We start from the raw sequence: 18541 nt of genomic DNA on the forward strand, positions 1-18541 counted from the left end.
TAGCGGGCGACGGAGATGCCCACGATGGCAGACGCGCTGGCCGCGCCGCCGGTGGTGTACGCGCTTGCGCTGCTGCCCGCGCTTTTGTGGGGGTTCTCGCCGGTGCTCTCCAAGCGCGGGATGGCCGCCGGCGGCGGCTCGCTGCAGGCGTCGCTGGTCGTCGTGATCGTCGACAGCGCGCTCTACCTCGTCGCGCTCGCCGTGCTCCAGGGTGGGAACGCGTTCGCCGACCTCTCGCCCGAGACGCTGGGCATCTTCCTGCTGGCCGGCGTCGTCGGCACCGCGCTGGGTCGGCTGTCGACGTTCGCGGGCGTCGACCGCGTGGGCGCGAGCGTGAACAGCGCCGGCATCTCCGCGCGACCGCTGTTCGCCACGCTGCTGGCGGTCGTCTTCCTCGGCGAGCCGGCGGCGCTCACGACCGCCGTCGGCGTCGTCGTGCTCGTTGTCGGCCTCGCCGCGCTCGCGCTGGCGAAAGGCGGCGACATCGGCGGCTGGGAGCCGTACGAACTGCTCTTTCCCGTGGCCGCGGCGGTCTGTTTCGCGATCGGGAACGTGCTCCGGCGCTACGGGCTGACCAGTTCGAGCGTGAGTTCGCTGGAGGCGGTCGCGCTCAACGAGCTGGCCGCGCTGGCGGTGCTCGCGGGGTACGCGGTCGCCCGCGGGCGGCTGCGCGACCTCCGGGAGGCGCCGAAGGAGACGTGGGCGTACTTCGCGGGCAGCGGGACGATCACCGCGTTCGCGCTGCTGTCGCTGTTCGCGGCGCTGGGCCACCCGCAGGGCACTGTCGCGGTCGTCGACCCGCTGGCGGCGACGGCGCCGCTTTTCACTACGGTGTTCGCGTACTTCCTGCTGGGCGATCTGGAGCGGGTGACGCGCGGCGTCGTCGTCGGCGCGGCGCTGATCGTGCTCGGCGTCGCGTTGGTGACGGCGGGGCCGGCGCTGCTGCCGTAAACTACCCCGTCCTACTCGCTCCCTCCCGCCTTGCGGCGGTCGGTCACTCCTTGAGGGCGGGGCTTTACCGCAACGACATTGTGCCCCACAACCTCATGCATGGGCGCGGCCCGGCTTCCTCTTACCGTCCTTGCCTCGGCGTGGGCGCGATTTGATACGCCTCCCACTCCGACCGAGGCCGGGATGTCCCGCCGATTTAATTCCCGGTGTTCTCGCGCTCGATCCCCAAACGGGGAACGGGAGTCGAACCCGTTCGCGGTCGTCGTTCCCGAGTGCAGGGCGCGATACACTCGCGCCACAGGAGCCAGTTTACTCGTGGCTCCTGCCGTCCTCGACGTGTGCGAGGGCGACAGTAGCACGGGGTACGTCGCGGGCAGAGTTAAACCTGTGCGAACGCGCTTCCTCCCCGACCTGCTCGCTCCGCTCGCTGAGGCCGGAGGCTCCGCGCTACCGTTTGGTGAGCCGAGTTTGCGGGTTCCGGCGACCACGATTTAATACCGGGCGGGAACGTAGTCGATCCCATGACCAAGTACTCGACCGGCGGTGGCGGCGGCGGCGACGACGGCGACGCGTGTGAACTCTGCGGGACGGCGTCGTCGTCGCTCCGGAAAGCCAACGTCGCGGGCGCGGAGCTGCTCGTCTGTTCGGACTGCGAGCCGATGGGCGCCAACCGCAACAAGGACGAGAAGAAACGCGAACAGCAGGAGGGTACCCGGGACGGCGAGCGCACGAACCGGAAGAAGCGCGCGGCCCAGAACACCGCGAAGCTGATGGACTCGAACCAGCCCGACACCGAGTGGGTCGAGGGCGCCGAGTACGACGAGGACAGCCTCCCCTACCTCGTCTCCGACTACGGCGAGCGCGTGACCGAGGCCCGGCAGGACGCCGGTCTCACGCCCGAGGAGGTGGCCGACGAACTGGAGATCGACGAGGACGACCTGCTCGCCGTGGAGGAGGGACGGGCGATCCGCGCCGACGTCGGCGGGAGCGTGATCGCGAAGCTGGAGGATCGGTTCGGGCTCGAGTTGGCCGAGTAGGCTCACCGCGACGATGGCCGGAGCCCACGGGTTTTTGCTGGCCGCGGCGTTTCCCGCAGCCATGGAGACGCTCGCACCGGACAACCCGGAGACGCTATCCTTCGACACCGAGGTCGCGGCCGTCGACGGCCGCGAGGTCCTGCTCCACGAGACGTACTTCTACCCCGAGGGCGGCGGCCAGCCCGCCGACCGCGGCGTGATCGACGATATCGACGTCGTGGACGTCCAGAAATCGCCCGCAGGCGTCGCCCATACGCTGGCCGAGGAGCCCGAGTTCGAGACGGGCGAGACGGTCCACTGCGTCGTCGACGCCGCCTTTCGCACGTACTGCAAGCGCGCCCACACCGCCAGCCACGTGCTGTTCGGCGCCGGCCGGCGCGTGCTCGACGACGTGGGGTACGCCGGCTTCGACATCGGCGAGGAGACCGTCCGCGTCGACTTCACCGCCGACACGGAGATCACCGACGAACGCATGGTCGAGATGGAGCGCCTCGCCAACCGCGCGGTGTGGGACTCCCTGCCCGTCTCGTGGGAGTACGAGGATCCCGAGACCGCCCGCCAGCGCGAGGAGGTGGCGTTCAACACGAAGACCGAGGAGGGCGCGATGGCCGAGTCCGACGAGGTGCGCATCGTCACCGTCGAGGGCTGGGACGTGGCGGCCTGTGGCGGCACGCACGTCGCCAACACCCAGGAGATCGGGCCGATCCACGTCATCGATCGCTCGAACCCCGGCGAGGGGGCGACCCGCGTCGAGTTCGCCGTCGGGCCGAAAGCCATCGACGCCGCCGCGGAACTCCACGAGGCCGCCCGCGAAGCCTCGCGAGCGCTGGACGTGGCGGTGCCCGCGATCCCCGGTGCAGTCGGTCGACTCACGAGCGAGCGCGACGAGCTCCGGGCGGAGGTCGCCGATCTGAAGTCCGAACTGCTCGGCCACCGGCTCGACGACCTCGACCCCGTGGAGCGCGACGACGGGCGCTGGCTGATCGGCACCATCGAGGACGCGGCGCCGAACGACCTCGATGGCGAACTGGAGGGGTACGTCGACGAGGAGATCGACGGGGTCGCGGTCGCGGGCACCTCCGGCGAGACGTTCGTCGTCGTCGCGACAGACGGCGACGCCGACGCCAACGCGATCGTCCAGGACGTCACCGACGAGTTCGGCGGCGGTGGCGGCGGCAGTCCGACGTTCGCCCAGGGTGGCGGCATCCCGGTGTCGCCCTTGGAGGTCGTGGGCTACCTGCGGAACGGCGACTGAGCGATAGCTGCTAGTTCTGCTAGGGGATTTCGAAACGGTTCTTGGCGCGAAACGGGCGCGGCCTCGTGCCGCGTCCCAGCGCGAGGGATGAGCGACCGAACGAAGTGAGGGAGCGAATCGGCTGGGGAGGCGTGTGGACTGTGCGGGCGGGTGGGACTGAAAGGGGCTGGCCGCTCGGGGAAGCACGGCGACGCAAGCACTGGAACGACCGAAGGGAGTGAAGGGCGCAGCGAGCCGCGCGATCCGAGCGGCCAGGGGCTTTCACGGTGTTGGTGGCCAACGAACGGTCCCCGACACCTCCGAATATTCAGAAGTCGGACCGCTTTTGCGCCGCCCGGCCCACCACCCGCCCATGCACGTCCAGACCGACTCCGCGCTGACCGACGAGCAGCGCGCGTTCCGGGACGCCGTCGAGGAGTTCGCGCTCGAGGAGCTCCGCCCCGAGGCCCAGCAGCTCGACGCCGACGAGACGTTCCCCGAGGACGCGTGGGACGACCTGGCCGAACTCGACCTCACCGGGCTCACCGTGCCCGCGGAGTACGGCGGTTTCGACGCCGACAAGACCACCTACGCGGTCGTGAACGAGGCGGTCGCCTACGGCCACCTCGCGGTCGCGACCGCGCTCTCGGTCCACTGCCTCGCGACCTCCTGTATCGCGGAGTTCGGCAGCGACGACGTCAAAGAGGAGTGGCTGCCGGAGATGGTCGACGGCCGCCCGGTCGGCGCGTTCTGTCTCTCCGAACCCGGCGCGGGCTCGAACCCCGCCGAGATGACCACCACCGCCGAGAAGACCGACGACGGCTACCGCATCTCCGGCGAGAAGCAGTGGATCACCAACGGCCAGCGCGCCGGCGTGTACATCGTGTTCGCCAAGACCGACCCCGAGGACGAGGGGTCGATCACGCAGTTCCTCGTCCCCGCCGACTACGACGGCGTCGAGGTCGGGAAGAAGGAGCACAAACTCGGCCTCCGAGCCAGCGACACGACGGGGATGACGTTCGACGGCGTCGAGATCCCGGAGAAGTACCGGCTCACGCCGGAGGGGAAAGGGCTCTCCGCGGCGTTCAAGATCCTCACCGGCGGCCGACTCGGCATCGCCTCGCAGGCCGTCGGCGTCGCCCAGGCCGCGCTGGACGAGGCGATCGCCTACGCGGGCGAGCGCGAGCAGTTCGGCAAGCCCATCGGCGACATCGGTGCGATCCGGCAGAAGGTCGCCGACATGGCCACGCAGGTCGAGGCGTCGCGGCTGCTCTGTCGGGAGGCCGCCCGGCAGGCCGACGCCGGGGAGGACTCCCGCGTGATCGCGTCGATGGCGAAGTACTTCGCGAGCGAGGCCGCGGTCGACGTGACCAACGAGGCGGTCCAGATCCACGGCGGCTACGGCTACATGAGCGAGTTCGACGTCGAACGGTTCTACCGCGACGCGAAGATCACCACGATCTACGAGGGGACCAGCGAGATCCAGAAGACGATCATCGCGCGGGCGCTGCTCGATTAGGGGCTAAAACTCGGTCACTTTCGACTGGATCCGGCCGTCGTCGACGGTTTCGTCGTCGGCGACGTAGCGCGCCAGCCGGTCCCGGCTCACGTCGTCGTGGCCGTGGAGGTACGCCAGTTCCGTCAGTGACAGCTCCTCGCCGTTCTCCAGCTTGTGGAGCAGGCTTTCGGGGCTCAGTCGCTCGTAAGTCACGTCCAGATCGACCGCCGCCGCCCGCCCCTCGCCGGCCTCGGCGACGTTGACCGCCTCGTGGAGCGCCGCCTCGAACTCGAGGCCGGCGTCGTCGATCCCCTGGTACAGCAGCGCGAGCGCCGACACCAGCGCGTCGAACGCCGCCGGCCCGTTCGCGTTCCCGAACCGCTTCCCGAACACCAGCTCCCGGTCGTGGTCGTCCAGCCCCTCGACGAGCAGTTCGAAATCCCTGACCCCCTCGTACAGCCGGTCCCGGATCCGCGCCCGGGCGTTGCGCTCGGACTGAACGCTCGAGAACGTCGACTCGCCGCGCAGGTACGCGCGGTCGGCCTCGCTCAGGATCCCGCGTTCTCTGTCGCCGTCGGTCATAACTCGAAACAGAGTATGAGTGTCGATAAAGGTGGCGTTCAATACTCGAATATCGATTATCTACCGGACAGCTGTGAAAAACGCTTATGCGCCATCCGGCCACGGATCCCTCCATGCCCGAAGCCGTCTCCCCCACCGTCTCGTTGCCTCAGGATCCGGCCGTCGACGCGACGATCGACGCCGGGCGACTGGACGACACCCTCGCGGTGCTCGGCGCGCTGGTCGACGAGTGTCGGCTCGAACTCGCCGACGCCGGCCTGCGTGTGCGCGCGGTCGACCCCGCGAGCGTCGCTGCCGTCGCGCTCGACCTGCCCGCCGACGCGTTCGAGGCGTACACGGCCGGCGGCGAGACGGTCGGCGTCGACGTCGACCGACTCGCCGACGTGGTGGGCCTGGCCGACCCGGGCGACACGGTGCGTCTCGTGCTGGACACCGAACGCCGCCAACTCCACGTCCTCGTGGGCGAACTCGCCTACACGCTCGGCCTGATCGACCCCGAGGCGATCCGCGAGCCGCTGGACCCCGCGGAGATGAACTACGACTGCCCGGCCGAGCTGACGATCGCGGGGCGGGACGTGTCGCGGATCGTCGACGCCGCCGACATGGTGTCGAGCCATCTCACGCTGGGCGTCGAGGGGGAGACGTTCTACGCCGAGGCCGCCGGCGACACCGACGACGTGGCGCTCGCGTTCGGCCGCGACGACCTCGCGGCGCTGTCGCCGGCCGACGTCGAGTCGCTGTTCAGCCTCGACTACCTCCGGGAGATGGTCCGTCCGATCCCGGCCGAGAGTGAGGTCGCGATGGAGCTGGGGACCGAACAGCCGGTGACGCTCTCCTTCCCGGTCGCCGACGGCGCGGGGGAAGCGACGTTCCTGCTCTCCCCCCGCCGTTCGGTGGCGTGAGTCGGCCGGGGTTTGATAGTCCTGCCCCGAGAACGTCCGGTATGAGCATCGAAGAGCCGACTGAACAGTGCTACTCCGAGATCGTCTCCAAGCTCGAGGAGGGGGAGCGGGAGACGGTCGCGGAGGCGGCGGCGCTGCTCGCGAGCACCGCCGACCGAATGGCCCAGGTCAAGAGCGACGAGGATGCCGAGGGGATGGCGGTCGAACTCCGGCGGATCGCGAACGAGCAGGCTCGGATCGAGGAGATCGCCGTCTCGCCCTGCTCCGGGGCGAACTGACTCTCCCCGCGCTCGATGGGGTTCGCTCCGACCACGTACGTCGAGTACCGGGTGAGCGTCGGGTTCCTCGGCCGCGTCCTCCAGTATCTCGGCCTCGCACCCCTCGTCCCGCTGCTGGCTGCACTGTACTACGGCGAGAGCCCCGTCCCGTTCGTCGCCACGAGCGCGGTCATGCTCGGGGCGGGGCTCCTCTTCGAGCGCGTCCTCGGTCGTGAGGACGACCTCGGCCGGCGTGAGGCGTTCCTGCTGGTCAGCCTCGCGTGGTTGGTCGTCCCGCTGGCGGGCACCGTCCCCTACCTCGTCGCCGGCACCGGGACGGTCGCCACGCCGATCAACGCGCTGTTCGAGAGCATGAGCGGGTTCACGACCACCGGCGCGACCGTGCTGGGGCAGATCTCCGTCGAGCGCCACGGCCACGCGATGCTGCTGTGGCGACAGCTCACCCAGTGGCTCGGCGGGATGGGGATCCTCGTCCTCATGGTCGCGATCCTGCCCGAGATCTCCGTCGGCGGCGCGCAGGTGATGAACCAGGAGGCGCCGGGGATCTCGCTGGAGAAGCTCACCCCCCGGATCCAGGAGACCGCCCGCGCGCTGTGGGGGATCTACGCCGGATTCACGCTGCTCGCCGCGCTGGTGTACGCCGCCCTCGGCGCTGCGGAGATCGCGCCCAACATGGGTCTGTACAACGCGCTCGCCCACGCGCTGACCACCCTGCCCACTGGCGGCTTCTCGCCGGAACCCCGCAGCGCGGAGGCGTTCGCGCCGGCGATCCAGTGGGCGATGATGCCGTTCATGCTGATCGCGGGCACGAACTTCGCGCTGTTCTGGCACGTCCTCCGGGGGAACCCGCGCAAGCTTACGGACAACGCCGAGTTCCGGGCGTACCTGCTCGCGGTGCTCGGCGTCGGCGCCGTCGTCTCGGCGGTGCTGTACTTCGGCGTCGGCATCGCCGAGACGCCGACGAACGTCGACGCGATCGCGGGCAACGTCGAGAACGCGCTCCGGCAGGGGCTGTTCCAGACCATCGCGATCGTCACCACCACCGGCTACGCGAGCATGGATCTCAACACCTGGGACGCCTCGGCCCAGACGATCCTGCTGTTCGCGTACTTCCTCGGCGGCTCGGCTGGCTCCGCAGCAGGGTCGATCAAGATCGTGCGCTGGGTGATCGTCAAGCGGGCGACCGACCGCTCGCTGTTCGTCGCCGCCCACCCCGACGCCGTCAGGCCGGTCCGGCTGAACGACGGCGTGGTCGACGAGGAGACGATCCGGGAGGTGCTCGTGTTCGTGCTGCTGTTCCTCGCCCTGTTCGCCGTCTCGACGGTGCTGCTCTACCTCGACAGCTTCCGGACGCCCGACCTGACGCTGTCGGGGCTGGAGGCGATGAGCGTCGCCATCGCCACGCTTGGCAACGTCGGCCCGGGGTACGGTCCCGTGGGGCCGATGGACAGCTTCCTGCGGTTCTCCGACACCGCGAAGCTGTACATGACGTTCCTGATGTGGATCGGGCGGCTGGAGATCCTCTCGGTGCTGGTGCTGTTCACGCCGTCGTTCTGGCGGCGCTAGTAGCCCAGCCCGTCCAGCGTCTCCCGGATCGGATCGAGGTACTCCCCGCCGAAGTGGCGCAGATGCACGAGTAGTGGGAGCAGCTGGTAGATCGGCTGGCGCTCGGCGACCCCGTCGGGGAGCCCCGCCCGCTCGTGGTAGCGCTCGAAGAACGCGTCGCCGCCGACGCCGGTCCAGTGGACGTACGCCAGCTCCACCTCCGGATCGGCGTAGTAACAGGCGGGGTCGAGGAACGCACACACCGCCTCGCCGTCGGTGAGCAGGTTCTCGGCCCACACGTCGCCGTGGATCAGCGTCGGGTTCGGCTCGTGGTCAAGCAGCGCGGGCAGATCGTCGACGAGGGCGTCGATACGGTCGGCGCAGTCCGCCGGGAGAACCCCCTCCTCCTCAGCGTGGTAGCGCATGTAGCCGAGCCGGTGCTGGCCGAAAAAGGTCGCCCAGTCCCCGGTCCGGGGGTTCGGGAGGTCGAGCGCCCCGGTGAGCGTGTCGAACGGGAAGCCGAACGTCGGCTCCTCGTGGGTGTGCAGCGTCGCGAGTCGGTCGGCCAGATCCCGCTCGACGGCCGGCGTGACGGTCGACTCGCCCTCGACGAACGCGAGCACCAGCAGGTCCTCGGTCACGTGATGGACCTCCGGCACCGCGAGGCCGTGGTCCGCAAGGTAGCGGAGCATCCCCGCCTCGACCCGGAGATCCGTCCCGGCGGTCTTGACGGCGACCCGCCGACCGTCCGTGAGGTCGACGCGGTAGACGCTGCCGATCTCGCCGCCGCCGAGGTCGCTCGCTGTCTCGACCCGCGTGTCGGCCCACAGCTCGACCGCTGCGGTGGTTTCTGCGTCCATTCAGGCCCCCTGTCCGTTCGTCCCGGCGGCGATCGTCCCCTCGTGCTCGCTCATACACGCCACTCGTGTCGGCACTGGCTTGAAGACCCCGACGGCGATCAGAGCCCGGTCGGGTGATCCACGAACGCCGTCTCCAGCCCCCACTCCTCGACGAGTTCCTGCAACGACCGGACGCCGAACGTCTCCGTCGCGTAGTGGCCCGCCAGCACGACGTTGATCCCCGCCTCCCGCGCTTCGTGGTAGGCCTGCTGTTTCCCCTCGCCGGTGATCAGCACGTCGGCGTCGGCCGCCACGGCCTCGTCCAGCCAGTCGACGCCGCTACCCGTCAGCACCGCGACGCGCTCGATCGTCTCGGGACCGAACGCGAGCGTCTGCACGCCCTCGCCGCCCGTGTCGAGTTCGTCGGCCAGCAGCTCCGACAGCGCGCCGAGGTCGATCGACTCCGCGCGCTCGCCCAGCAGTCCCACTGTCTCCGGGCCGATCTCGCCGAACGGCTCCCGACCCGTGAGGTCGAGCAGGTCGGCGACGCCGGCGGCGTTGCCCAGCGTCGGGTGGCCGTCGAGCGGCAGGTGGGAGACGTACAGCGGGAGGTCGTTCCGGATCAGCGGTTCGATCCGGTCGTACTCGCGGCCGGTCACGCGATCCAGCCCGCCCCAGACGACCCCGTGGTGGGTGACCAGCGCGTCCGCGCCGGCGTCGAGCGCGGCGTCGATCGTCGCTTCCGCGGCGTCGACGGCGAACGCGACGCGTTCGATCTCGCCGTCGCGGCGGCCCACCTGCAGGCCGTTGGGGCTGGCGTCCACGTCGGCGTAGTCGTCGGTGCGGAGCTCCTCGTCGAGTTTGTCGAAGAAGTCGGCGCGGTCCATGCCCGGCCGGTGGGACGCGGGCGGTTTGTACCCCGCGGCTCGGCGTCGCTAGTGGTCGTGATCGTGCCCGTGCTCGTGCTCCTGGCCGCCGTCGCCGGCGATCGCGGCGCCCTCGCCGTCGATCATGTCCATGTTCTTGAGGTTGTCACGCTCCTCGAACCCCTGGACGGCGTCCATCACGTCCTGCTGGGTGAGTTCGCGCCGGCCCTCGGTGAGCGCCTGGAGCACGGCTTCGCGCAGCACCATCCGGAGGTCCGAGCCGGTGAGCCCCTCGGTCTCGTCGGCGATCTCCTCGGGGTCGAACTCGGCCATCTGCATGTCCCGGGTGATGATCCGGAGGATGTCCGCCCGCATCTGGTGGTCGGGTTTGGGGAAGTTCACGACCTCGTCGAAGCGGCGCCAGGCGGCGGCGTCGAGCTGGTCGGGGTGGTTCGTCGCGGCGACGGTCAGCACCTCGTCGCGGACCAGCGAGATGTCGTCGATGCTCTTGAGCAGCGTGTTGACGGCGCGCTTGAGCGCGGCGTGCTCGTCGGATTTCCGGGTCTTGGCGACGGAGTCGAACTCGTCGATGAACAGGATACAGGGGGAGAGCCGCTTCGCGACCTCGAACGTCTTCTCGACGTTCTTCGCGGTCTCACCCAGGTACTGGCTGGTGACCATCGACAGCTTCACCTCGACGAAGGGGAGGCCGAGCTCGTGGGCCAGCCCCCGGGAGATGGTGGTCTTCCCCGTCCCGGGCGGGCCGACGAACAGGATCTTCCCGATCTCGCTCAGCCCGATGCTGGCGAGGTAGTCGCGGTTCTCGATCGCGGTGACGATCTTCTGGACCTCGTTGCTCTGGTCCTCGGTCAACACGAGGTCGTCGAGCGTGGTCTCGATCTCCTCGGGCGCGAGGATCTGGACCAGATCGAGCATCTCCGCGTCCTCGTCCTCGTCGAAGTACTCGTCGAGCAGCGAGTCGATCCAGACGCGGTCGGCCTGGATCGGCTGGTTGTCCTCGCGGGCCTGCTCGCGGCTGACGTCGACCTCGATGTCGTCGGCGTTCTCGGCGGCGTACGCGACCGTCGGGTTGGTGGCGAGGCGGTCGTCGTCGGCGACGCGGTCGAGATACCACTCCAGCGCCATCTCCGGTTGGGTCAGCGAGATCTCGCCGGAGAACTCCGTGCGCTGGGTGAAGAGGAGATCGGAGACGGCGTCCCAGGGGTGATCGACGCTGGTGGCGGTGCGTGCGCGGTCCTGCGTGACTGCCAGCGGACGCTCGATCGACCCGTCGGACCAGAACACCTGGCGGTATCGTGGCGGGAGGTCGTCCTCGTCAAGCTCGTCCTCCTCAGTGTAGGTGTGGGCGGTCAACAGGAACTCTACGACGTCGACGGCGGGGTCGCTCATCCCGATAGGGTTGCCGGGCCAGTCGGTTAAGCGCGTCGAACGCCCATCCCCGTTCAGGACTGCACAGATCTGTTCGTCGGGCCGTCGTCCAGTCTGGACTCGTCGACGAACATCACCACCGCCTGCTCGTGGTAGAGGCCGAGGTCGTAGCGCGTTCGCTCGTAGCCGCGCTCGGCCAGCACCGGCGCCGCACCGTCGGCATCGGGGGGTGCGGCGAACACGACTGGCGGGATCGACTCCCGCTCCCGCAGCGCGTCGGCGTCGCGGGCGTACGACGACGGCGCGTCGGCGCGCTCGACGTACCACGCCATCGGCAGGCGGTTCAGCCACCAGCCCAGCCAGTCCTCCCCCTCGGTCGGCGGGTCGTCGTCGATCGACTCGTTGGGGAGGTAGTACTCCTCGCCGTAGAACAGCACGCCGCCGTCGTCGGACTGCGTCCGACTGCCAGCCGAGCTCCGCTCGGCGACGTCGTCGGCCGCGTCCGCGACGGTCGTCTTCACCGGCGAGAGATCGTCCGACGGCTGGGCCGACTGGGCGAGCACGTTCACGTACAGCGGCGGCGTGACCGAGGAGGCAGCGATCACGAGCGGCACCTGCACTGCCGAGAGCACCACCAGCGCGGCCAGCGCGTAGCGGGCGTAGCGCCGGCGTGTCTCGGCGTCGGGAACGTCGGGCGGATCGAGTTTCCACGCCCGATCACGAACGATCGCCACCCACCCGACTCCGGCGGGGACGAGCAGCGGGAGGACGATGTGGATCGAGATCCAGGGCGCGGGGATGTCCGTCGCCAGCGGGTAGCCCAGCATCGACGCGATCCCCCACGCGACGAGCGGCACGACCAGCGGCCGCGACGGCGAGCGAAGCTCACGGACGAACGCGTAGCCGGCGCCGACGACGGCCGGGAGCGCACCCACGAACAGGTAGCCCAGGAGCTTGCCCGCGTAGATCGGGTAGGAGTGGCTCCGGCCGCCGGTCCAGAGGCTCGACCGGAACGTCTCCCACGTCCCGACGGTCGCGCGCTCGATCAGCGCGAGCCAGCCCGCCTCGCCGGCCAGCGCGGCACCCAGCGTTGGGTCGCCTGTGGGACCGCGCGGCGCGAGGAAGAACACGACCGGGACGAGTCCGAGCAGGAGCGCCAGCGGCACTGCGGGCAGGTGACGGGCGAGCACAGCACGGGCACGGCCGAGGGAACCCCTGAACGCCGTCGTCGCCGCGTTCCGTGGCTGGTCCGCCTCGCGCCACGGGAGCAACGGAGTCACGGCGGGCCAGCCGACCGCGACCACGGTCGTCCCGGCGGCACAGGCGGCGTACAGCAGGACGTTCTCCTTCGTCGGGATCGCGAGGCCGACGAACAGCCCCGCGGCGAGAACGTTGCGCCGGCGTCCGGTCGCGAGCGCGCGAACCGCGAAGCCAAGCGCGAACAGGGCGAAGATCGCGAGCGGGATATCCGAGCGCATGAACCGCGAGTAGTAGACGAAACTGGGCGTGACCGAAAGCAGCGTAGCGAGCGCGACTGTCTCGGCGTCGTCGAGGCCGATATCGAGCGCGCTCGGGTGGGAGGGGGCGGCAGGGCGGCGGAACAGCAGCGCCGACAGCGGCGCGAGCCCGCCGACGACCGCGACCGGGAGCCGGGCCGCGAACGCCGTCGGGCCGAGGTGTTCGAACAGCGGCGCGACCGTGATCGGGACGAACGGGCCGTGGATCACCGGCCGGTAGGCGAAGCCGGCGCCGCGGACGTACCGCAGCGTCCAGTAGGCGACGCGGGCCTCGTCCCAGTGCATCGTCCGGTCGCCCAGCGCGACCAGTCGGAGGAGGAGGGCGAGCGCCGTCAGCGCCAGCACGGCCGCGACGGGGCGACGGCGCGCCCAGCGAGCGGGGCGGGACACGTCCGGAACGGTCCCGGCCGCGCTGTAAGTACTTTCTCCGTCGGGTCGAAAACCCTCGACCACGCACGCCGCGTTCGGTCGGATTTATCCCCGTGCCGCCCGCATCCCGAACCATGTCGACACCTGTCGTCGTACACGCTCGACGGACCCCGCAGGGGAAAGAGGACGGCGTCTTCGCCGACACCAGGAGCGAGGACCTCTCGGTTCCGCTGATCGAGGACGCGCTCGACACCACCGGCGTCGACCCCGAGCAGGTCGAGGACCTGATGTGGGGCGTCGCCCAGCAGCGCGGCGAGCAGGACAACAACGTCGCCCGCGTCATCGCGCTGCTCTCGCCGCTGGGCGAGGGGACGCCCGCGACCAGCATCAACCGCTGGTGTGCCTCCTCGATGCAGGCGATCATCTCCGCCTCGGACGCCGTCGCGGCGGGCAACCGTGAGTGCATCATCGCCGGCGGCGTCGAGAACATGAGCCGCGTGCCGATGGACGGCGACTCCTACGAGCATCTCCACCCCGGGATGTCTGAGCAGTACAACGTGTTCCAGCTCCAGATGGGGCTGACCGCCGAGAAGGTCGCCGAGGAGTACGGCGTCTCCCGGGAGGCACAGGACGAGTACGCCGCCCGCAGCCAGCAGCGCGCGGTCGAGGCCACGGAGTCGGGTCGCTTCGCCGACGAGATCCTCCCCATCGAAACCGAGGACGGCGTCGTCGAGGAGGACGAGGGACTGCGACCCGGAACGACCGCCGAGAAGCTCGCCGACCTCCCGCCGGCCTTTACGGGTGACGGCACCGTCACGGCCGGCAACTCCAGCCAGATCTCCGACGGCGCGTCGCTGGTGATGGTCACCTCGAAAGCGTTCGCCGAGGAGAACGACCTCGACGTGATGGCCGAGATCGGCACGAACGAGGTCGTCGGCGTCGACCCGACGGTGATGGGGATCGGTCCCGTGCCGGCGACGAAAGGGTTGCTCGACCGCGCCGGGACGGATATCGAGGAGTACGACCTCGTCGAACTCAACGAGGCCTTTGCCTCCCAGTGTGTGTACGCCCAGGAGGAGCTGGGGATCGACGACGACCAGTTCAACGTCAACGGCGGCGCCATCGCGATCGGCCACCCGCTGGGCGCCAGCGGCGCGCGACTCCCGGTGACGCTGCTGCACGAGATGGAGAAGCGCGGCGACGACCGCGGGCTGGCGACGCTCTGTGTCGGGTTCGGCCAGGGTGCCGCGATCGAGTTCCTGATGGAGTGAGGGCGACGCGGTCGCCGTCACGCGGCCGACAGGAGCCCTTCGAAATCCTTTTGCCGTTTTCCGGCCCATCTTCGGGCAACTGACCATGGAGATCGAAATCGTCGACGAGACCGAGAACCCGATGTTGCACCGCACCGACGTCCGATTCGAGCTGACCCACGAGGACGCCACGCCCTCGCGCCTGCAGGTCCGTGACAGCCTCGCGGCGACGCTGGACAAGGACTCGGACGAGGTCGTGATCCGCAAGCTGGACACGAAGTTCGGCATGCGCAAGACGATCGGCGACGCGAAGGTGTACGACTCGCCCGACGACGCCCGCGACGTCGAGCAGGACCACATGCTCGAGCGGAACAAGATCGAAGCCGACACCGACGCCGAGGCCGAGGAAGCCCCCGCCGACGGCGAGTAACGCCGGATGCGCGTTCTGGGTGTCGAGGGCACGGCGTGGTGTGCAAGCGCCGCCGTCCACGACACCACGACCGACGAGACGTTCATCGAGTCCGACGCGTACGAGCCCGACAGCGGCGGCATTCACCCGCGCGAGGCCGCCGAGCACATGGGCGACGCGATCCCGCGGGTGATCGAGACGGCGCTCGAGCGAGCCGACGGCGAGATCGACGTTGTCGCGTTCTCACAGGGCCCCGGACTGGGCCCGTGTCTGCGCGTCGCGGGCACTGGCGCGCGCGCGCTCGCCGGCACGCTCGACGTGCCGCTCGTCGGCGTCAACCACATGGTCGCCCACCTCGAGATCGGGCGCCACGAGTCCGGCTTCGACTCGCCGGTCTGTCTCAACGCCTCGGGCGCGAACGCCCACCTGCTCGGCTTCCACGACGGGCGCTACCGCGTGCTGGGTGAGACGATGGACACCGGCGTCGGCAACGCGATCGACAAGTTCACGCGCCACCTCGGCTGGAGCCACCCCGGCGGGCCGAAAGTCGAGGAGGCGGCCGCGGACGGCGAGTACGTCGACCTCCCCTACGTCGTGAAGGGGATGGACTTCTCCTTCTCGGGGTTGACGAGCGCCGCGAAGGACGCGGTGGACGACGGCACGCCCGTCGAGAACGTCTGCTTCTCGCTGCAGGAGCACGTGTTCGCGATGCTCACGGAGGTCAGCGAGCGCGCGCTCTCGTTGACGGGCAGCGACGAACTCGTGCTCGGCGGCGGCGTCGGGCAGAACGACCGCCTGCGGGAGATGCTCGCGGGGATGTGCGAGCAGCGCGGCGCCGAGTTCTACGCGCCCGAGCCGCGGTTCCTCCGGGACAACGCCGGGATGATCGCCGTCCTCGGCGCGGAGATGGCGGCCGCGGGCGACACGATCGCCATCGAGGACAGCGCGATCGACCCGGACTTCCGCCCCGACGAGGTGCCCGTGACGTGGCGGGAGAACGAGTCCGTCGCCGTCGGCCACGGCGCCGGGAGCGGCGCGTCGGGGCTCACCGATCCCCGGCGCGGCGCGGAGGCGGTCGTCGACGTGCAGGACGGCGTGGTCGTGAAGCGCCGGATCCCCAAGGAGTACCGCCACCCCGAACTCGACGCGAAGCTCCGCCGGGATCGGACCGTGCTGGAGGCACGCCTGCTGAGCGAGGCGCGGAAGGCGGGCGTGCCGACGCCGCTGGTCCACGACATCGACGTGCCCGAAGCCACGCTTCGACTCCAGCACGTCGGCGACACGGACCTCGCGGACGCGCTCACGACCGAGCGGGCCCGCGAACTCGGCGAGCATCTGGCACGGCTGCACGGCCGGGAGGTGGTCCACGGCGACCCGACGACGAAGAACGTCCGCGTCGGCGACCGGCTCTCCCTGATCGACTTCGGGCTGGGCTACCACTCCGGCCACCCCGAGGACCACGCGATGGATCTCCACGTGTTCGAGGGCTCGGTGGCGGGGACGGCGACCGAGCCGGAGTCGCTCTGTCGGGCGTTCGAGGCGGGGTACGCCGCCGTCGGCGACGAGACGGTGCTGGAGCGGCTGGCGGAGATCCGCGGGCGCGGCCGGTACCAGTAGTCGCCGGACCAAAACGATTTATCGCCGCCGGCCCACGGTTGGGGTATGGAAGACAACGAGAGCGGCAAGCCCCAGTCCGGCGAGCTGTTCGGCGTCCCGTACAACTTCGAGCAACCGAGCGTCAGCCGGATGCTTTCGTCGTACTGGCAGCCCGGCGAGGGGATGCTGGTCGAGAAACCGTTCGGCGTGGGGTACACGCTCAACCTCGCCAACTGGCGCTCCTGGGTGATCGGCGTCGTCGTGCTCGGCCTGCTCTGGCAGGAGAGCCAGAAGGAGCGCGACGGCGAGGCCGACGAGGGCGAGGATCCGGTCGAAGTGATCGTGGACGACGACTGAGCGGCATTTTGTCAGCCGCGAAGTTCGACGACTGAGGCGCGGCGACGGTCAGCCGCGCCTCTGTGACGACTGATCTCGCCGGCGAGGTGAGCCGGCAAGGGCGACTGAGGCGCGGCGACCGATCTTACTGACTACCGAACCGCACCCTTCTTTCCGGAACCACCCCGACCCCCGGTAGATGCTGCGCTACGTCACCACCAACCCCGGGAAGGTCCGGGAGGCCGAGGAGTACCTCGGCGACGATTCCGTCGCCCAGCTCGACTACGACTACACCGAGATCCAGAGCGACGACCTCGGCACGATCGCCGCCCGCGGCGCGCGCGAGGCGTACCGCCACGCCGGCGAGCCAGCCCTCGTCGACGACGCGGGGCTGTTCGTCCGCGCCCTCGACGGGTTCCCGGGTCCGTACTCCTCCTACGTCGAGGATACCGTCGGCATCGAGCGGACGTGGGAGCTCGCCAGCGCCGAGGAGGATCGCGCCGCGTCGTTCCGCTGCGTGCTGGCCTACTGCGACGGCGAGGGGTTCGACGCCTCGCCCGACCCCGTCGACAAGGACGACCGCGTCGCCGCTGCCGCGGCAGGACCCGACGAGGACGACGAGGCGGAGGCGCTCCCCGTCAAGCTGTTCGAGGGGCGCGTGCGCGGGACGCTCGTGGAACCGCGCGGCGAGGGCGGGTTCGGTTTCGACCCGATCTTCGAACACGAGGGGACGACGTTCGCGGAGATGAGCGAGGCCGAGAAGAACGCCATCTCCCACCGCGGGCGGGCGCTGGCCAAGTTCGGGGAGTGGTACGCCGAGCGGTAGCGTTCAGCGTGAGGCTGTGGTACACCGAACGGTAGCGTTCAACGTGAGGCTGTGGTACGCCGAGCGGTAACCGTGGACCGCGAGGCTGTGGTACGCCGAGCAGGCGAGCGATTTTTGCCGAACCCGGTCACGGGTCCGGTATGGAGACCCGTTCGCTCCACGCGTCGGAAGTCCCCGCGTTCGTCGACGACCTCTGGGTGCCGTTCTGCCGGGAGATGGCCGAACACGACCCCTACCACGCCCTCGCCGACGAGTACCGCGAGGGCGTGATCGAGTTCCGCCGCGAACGACTGACCGAGGACGATCGGATCGACCGCGTGACAGTCGTCGACGACGAGCTTGCCGGCTTCGTCTCCGCCGAGGTTCAGGAGGCGCCGCCGGTGTTCGCTCACGACGACACTGCCCACGTCAACGAGATCTACGTCCGGCCGAGGTTCCGCCGTGAGGGGATCGCGGACGAACTGATGGCGACTGCCGAGTCGTGGGGCGAGCAGCGGGGCTGTGCCCACGTGACGCTCAGCGTCGACGCCTGGAACGAGTCCGCACAGGCGCTCTACGAGGAGCGAGCGTTCGACGTGACGCGACACACCATGCGCAAGTCGCTGGAGTGACTCCGGACGGACCGCTCAGGACCGTGGGTCCCGATCCGGGCCGGGGTACTCCCCGTCCACCACTTCGGGGTAGAGCTTCGCAGGGTCGAACAGGCGGGCGAACGCGTGTGGCGTCCGGACTGTGGTCTCGACGCGGTCGCGAACCATCCGGTTCCCCGTCGTGCTCGTGAGTCGGTCGTCGAAGGAGAGCACGTGCATCGCGCCGCCGTGGTACGCCGACGCCAGCGCGGGGTGGTCATCGTCGGGCTGGTCGACCGGCTCGCGGAGCTCCTCGATCCGTTCGCGCCAGTCCGCCGCGAGTTCCGCGTCGGCGAGGCGTTCGATCACTTCCTCGGCGTCGTCGAGCAGCGGGTCGCTGGCGACGAGCGTGACCCAGGAGTTGCTGCGGACGTGGTCGAGACACGTCCGCGCGTCGCCGCCGACCAGCAGATCCGCCGCGAGCACGTCGCTGTCGGCGACGATCCGTGCGGGGGATGGCTCACTCATCTCGGACCTCCGCGAGCGCG

At 69.9% G+C, this 18541-nt stretch carries 19 protein-coding genes; 13 read left to right on the forward strand and 6 right to left on the reverse strand.

Annotation, left to right across the window (positions count from 1 at the left end; all coding sequences use genetic code 11):
* Positions 1-24: 24 nt before the first annotated feature.
* The 4 genes from B4589_RS11710 to B4589_RS11725 all read left to right on the forward strand — a co-directional run bounded on the left by B4589_RS11710 (position 25) and on the right by B4589_RS11725 (position 4741).
* A complete protein-coding gene (locus B4589_RS11710) occupies positions 25-951 on the forward strand; it encodes an EamA family transporter (RefSeq protein ID WP_079235227.1) in 927 nt (308 codons plus the stop codon).
* A gap of 521 nt (positions 952-1472) precedes the next feature.
* A complete protein-coding gene (locus tag B4589_RS11715; RefSeq protein ID WP_079234442.1) occupies positions 1473-1988 on the forward strand; it encodes a multiprotein-bridging factor 1 family protein in 516 nt (171 codons plus the stop codon).
* Positions 1989-2049: 61 nt separating this feature from the next.
* Positions 2050-3243 carry an alanine--tRNA ligase-related protein gene (locus B4589_RS11720; RefSeq protein WP_079234443.1) on the forward strand — a complete coding sequence of 398 codons (1194 nt, stop codon included), beginning with the start codon at positions 2050-2052 and terminating at the stop codon, positions 3241-3243.
* A gap of 352 nt (positions 3244-3595) precedes the next feature.
* A complete protein-coding gene (locus B4589_RS11725) occupies positions 3596-4741 on the forward strand; it encodes an acyl-CoA dehydrogenase family protein (RefSeq protein WP_079234444.1) in 1146 nt (381 codons plus the stop codon).
* 3 nt (positions 4742-4744) lie between these two features.
* On the opposite strand, the gene B4589_RS11730 is transcribed toward B4589_RS11725, so the two are convergent.
* Positions 4745-5302: a hypothetical protein gene (locus B4589_RS11730; RefSeq protein ID WP_079234445.1), complete on the reverse strand. Its 558-nt coding sequence runs from the start codon at positions 5300-5302 to the stop codon at positions 4745-4747.
* 113 nt (positions 5303-5415) lie between these two features.
* Here B4589_RS11730 and B4589_RS11735 point away from each other — a divergent pair, with 113 nt between their 5' ends.
* Genes B4589_RS11735 through B4589_RS11745 form a run of 3 tightly spaced genes read left to right on the forward strand, consistent with a single transcriptional unit; the run spans position 5416 to position 8048 of the window.
* Entirely contained in the window at positions 5416-6204 is a 789-nt protein-coding gene (locus B4589_RS11735) for a DNA polymerase sliding clamp (RefSeq protein ID WP_079234446.1), read from the forward strand.
* A gap of 41 nt (positions 6205-6245) precedes the next feature.
* Complete coding sequence (locus tag B4589_RS11740) at positions 6246-6482, forward strand: hypothetical protein (protein WP_079234447.1); 237 nt, start codon at positions 6246-6248, stop codon at positions 6480-6482.
* Between the two features lie 15 nt (positions 6483-6497).
* A complete protein-coding gene (locus B4589_RS11745) occupies positions 6498-8048 on the forward strand; it encodes a TrkH family potassium uptake protein (RefSeq protein ID WP_079234448.1) in 1551 nt (516 codons plus the stop codon).
* On the opposite strand, the gene B4589_RS11750 is transcribed toward B4589_RS11745, so the two are convergent.
* The 4 genes from B4589_RS11750 to B4589_RS11765 all read right to left on the reverse strand — a co-directional run bounded on the left by B4589_RS11750 (position 8045) and on the right by B4589_RS11765 (position 13028).
* Entirely contained in the window at positions 8045-8887 is an 843-nt protein-coding gene (locus B4589_RS11750) for a fructosamine kinase family protein (protein ID WP_079234449.1), read from the reverse strand. The genes B4589_RS11745 and B4589_RS11750 overlap by 4 nt on opposite strands.
* Positions 8888-8985: 98 nt before the next feature.
* Complete coding sequence (locus B4589_RS11755) at positions 8986-9753, reverse strand: Nif3-like dinuclear metal center hexameric protein (protein ID WP_079234450.1); 768 nt, start codon at positions 9751-9753, stop codon at positions 8986-8988.
* A gap of 48 nt (positions 9754-9801) precedes the next feature.
* Positions 9802-11142: an ATP-binding protein gene (locus tag B4589_RS11760; protein ID WP_079234451.1), complete on the reverse strand. Its 1341-nt coding sequence runs from the start codon at positions 11140-11142 to the stop codon at positions 9802-9804.
* A gap of 53 nt (positions 11143-11195) precedes the next feature.
* A complete protein-coding gene (locus tag B4589_RS11765; RefSeq protein ID WP_158081177.1) occupies positions 11196-13028 on the reverse strand; it encodes a flippase activity-associated protein Agl23 in 1833 nt (610 codons plus the stop codon).
* Between the two features lie 113 nt (positions 13029-13141).
* On the opposite strand from B4589_RS11765, the gene B4589_RS11770 reads away from it, so the two are divergent.
* The 6 genes from B4589_RS11770 to B4589_RS11795 all read left to right on the forward strand — a co-directional run bounded on the left by B4589_RS11770 (position 13142) and on the right by B4589_RS11795 (position 18035).
* Positions 13142-14278: a thiolase family protein gene (locus tag B4589_RS11770; RefSeq protein WP_079234453.1), complete on the forward strand. Its 1137-nt coding sequence runs from the start codon at positions 13142-13144 to the stop codon at positions 14276-14278.
* Positions 14279-14363: 85 nt separating this feature from the next.
* The gene (locus B4589_RS11775) at positions 14364-14687 is read left to right on the forward strand and encodes a 30S ribosomal protein S24e (RefSeq protein ID WP_079234454.1); all 324 of its coding nucleotides are present in this window, start codon (positions 14364-14366) and stop codon (positions 14685-14687) included.
* Between the two features lie 6 nt (positions 14688-14693).
* The gene (locus B4589_RS11780) at positions 14694-16283 is read left to right on the forward strand and encodes a bifunctional N(6)-L-threonylcarbamoyladenine synthase/serine/threonine protein kinase (RefSeq protein WP_079234455.1); all 1590 of its coding nucleotides are present in this window, start codon (positions 14694-14696) and stop codon (positions 16281-16283) included.
* Positions 16284-16328: 45 nt separating this feature from the next.
* Positions 16329-16619 (forward strand): DUF5808 domain-containing protein, encoded by a 291-nt coding sequence (locus tag B4589_RS11785; RefSeq protein ID WP_079234456.1) that lies wholly within the window; start codon positions 16329-16331, stop codon positions 16617-16619.
* A gap of 178 nt (positions 16620-16797) precedes the next feature.
* Positions 16798-17424: a non-canonical purine NTP pyrophosphatase gene (locus B4589_RS11790; protein ID WP_079234457.1), complete on the forward strand. Its 627-nt coding sequence runs from the start codon at positions 16798-16800 to the stop codon at positions 17422-17424.
* Positions 17425-17564: 140 nt separating this feature from the next.
* Entirely contained in the window at positions 17565-18035 is a 471-nt protein-coding gene (locus B4589_RS11795; protein ID WP_079234458.1) for an N-acetyltransferase, read from the forward strand.
* A 15-nt stretch (positions 18036-18050) separates the two neighbouring features.
* Here the strand turns inward: B4589_RS11795 and B4589_RS11800 are convergent, their stop codons facing one another.
* A complete protein-coding gene (locus B4589_RS11800; RefSeq protein ID WP_079234459.1) occupies positions 18051-18521 on the reverse strand; it encodes a hypothetical protein in 471 nt (156 codons plus the stop codon).
* Positions 18522-18541: the final 20 nt, after the last annotated feature.

Source organism: Halolamina sp. CBA1230 (assembly GCF_002025255.2).
In the GTDB taxonomy this organism is placed as follows: Archaea; Halobacteriota; Halobacteria; order Halobacteriales; family Haloferacaceae; genus Halolamina.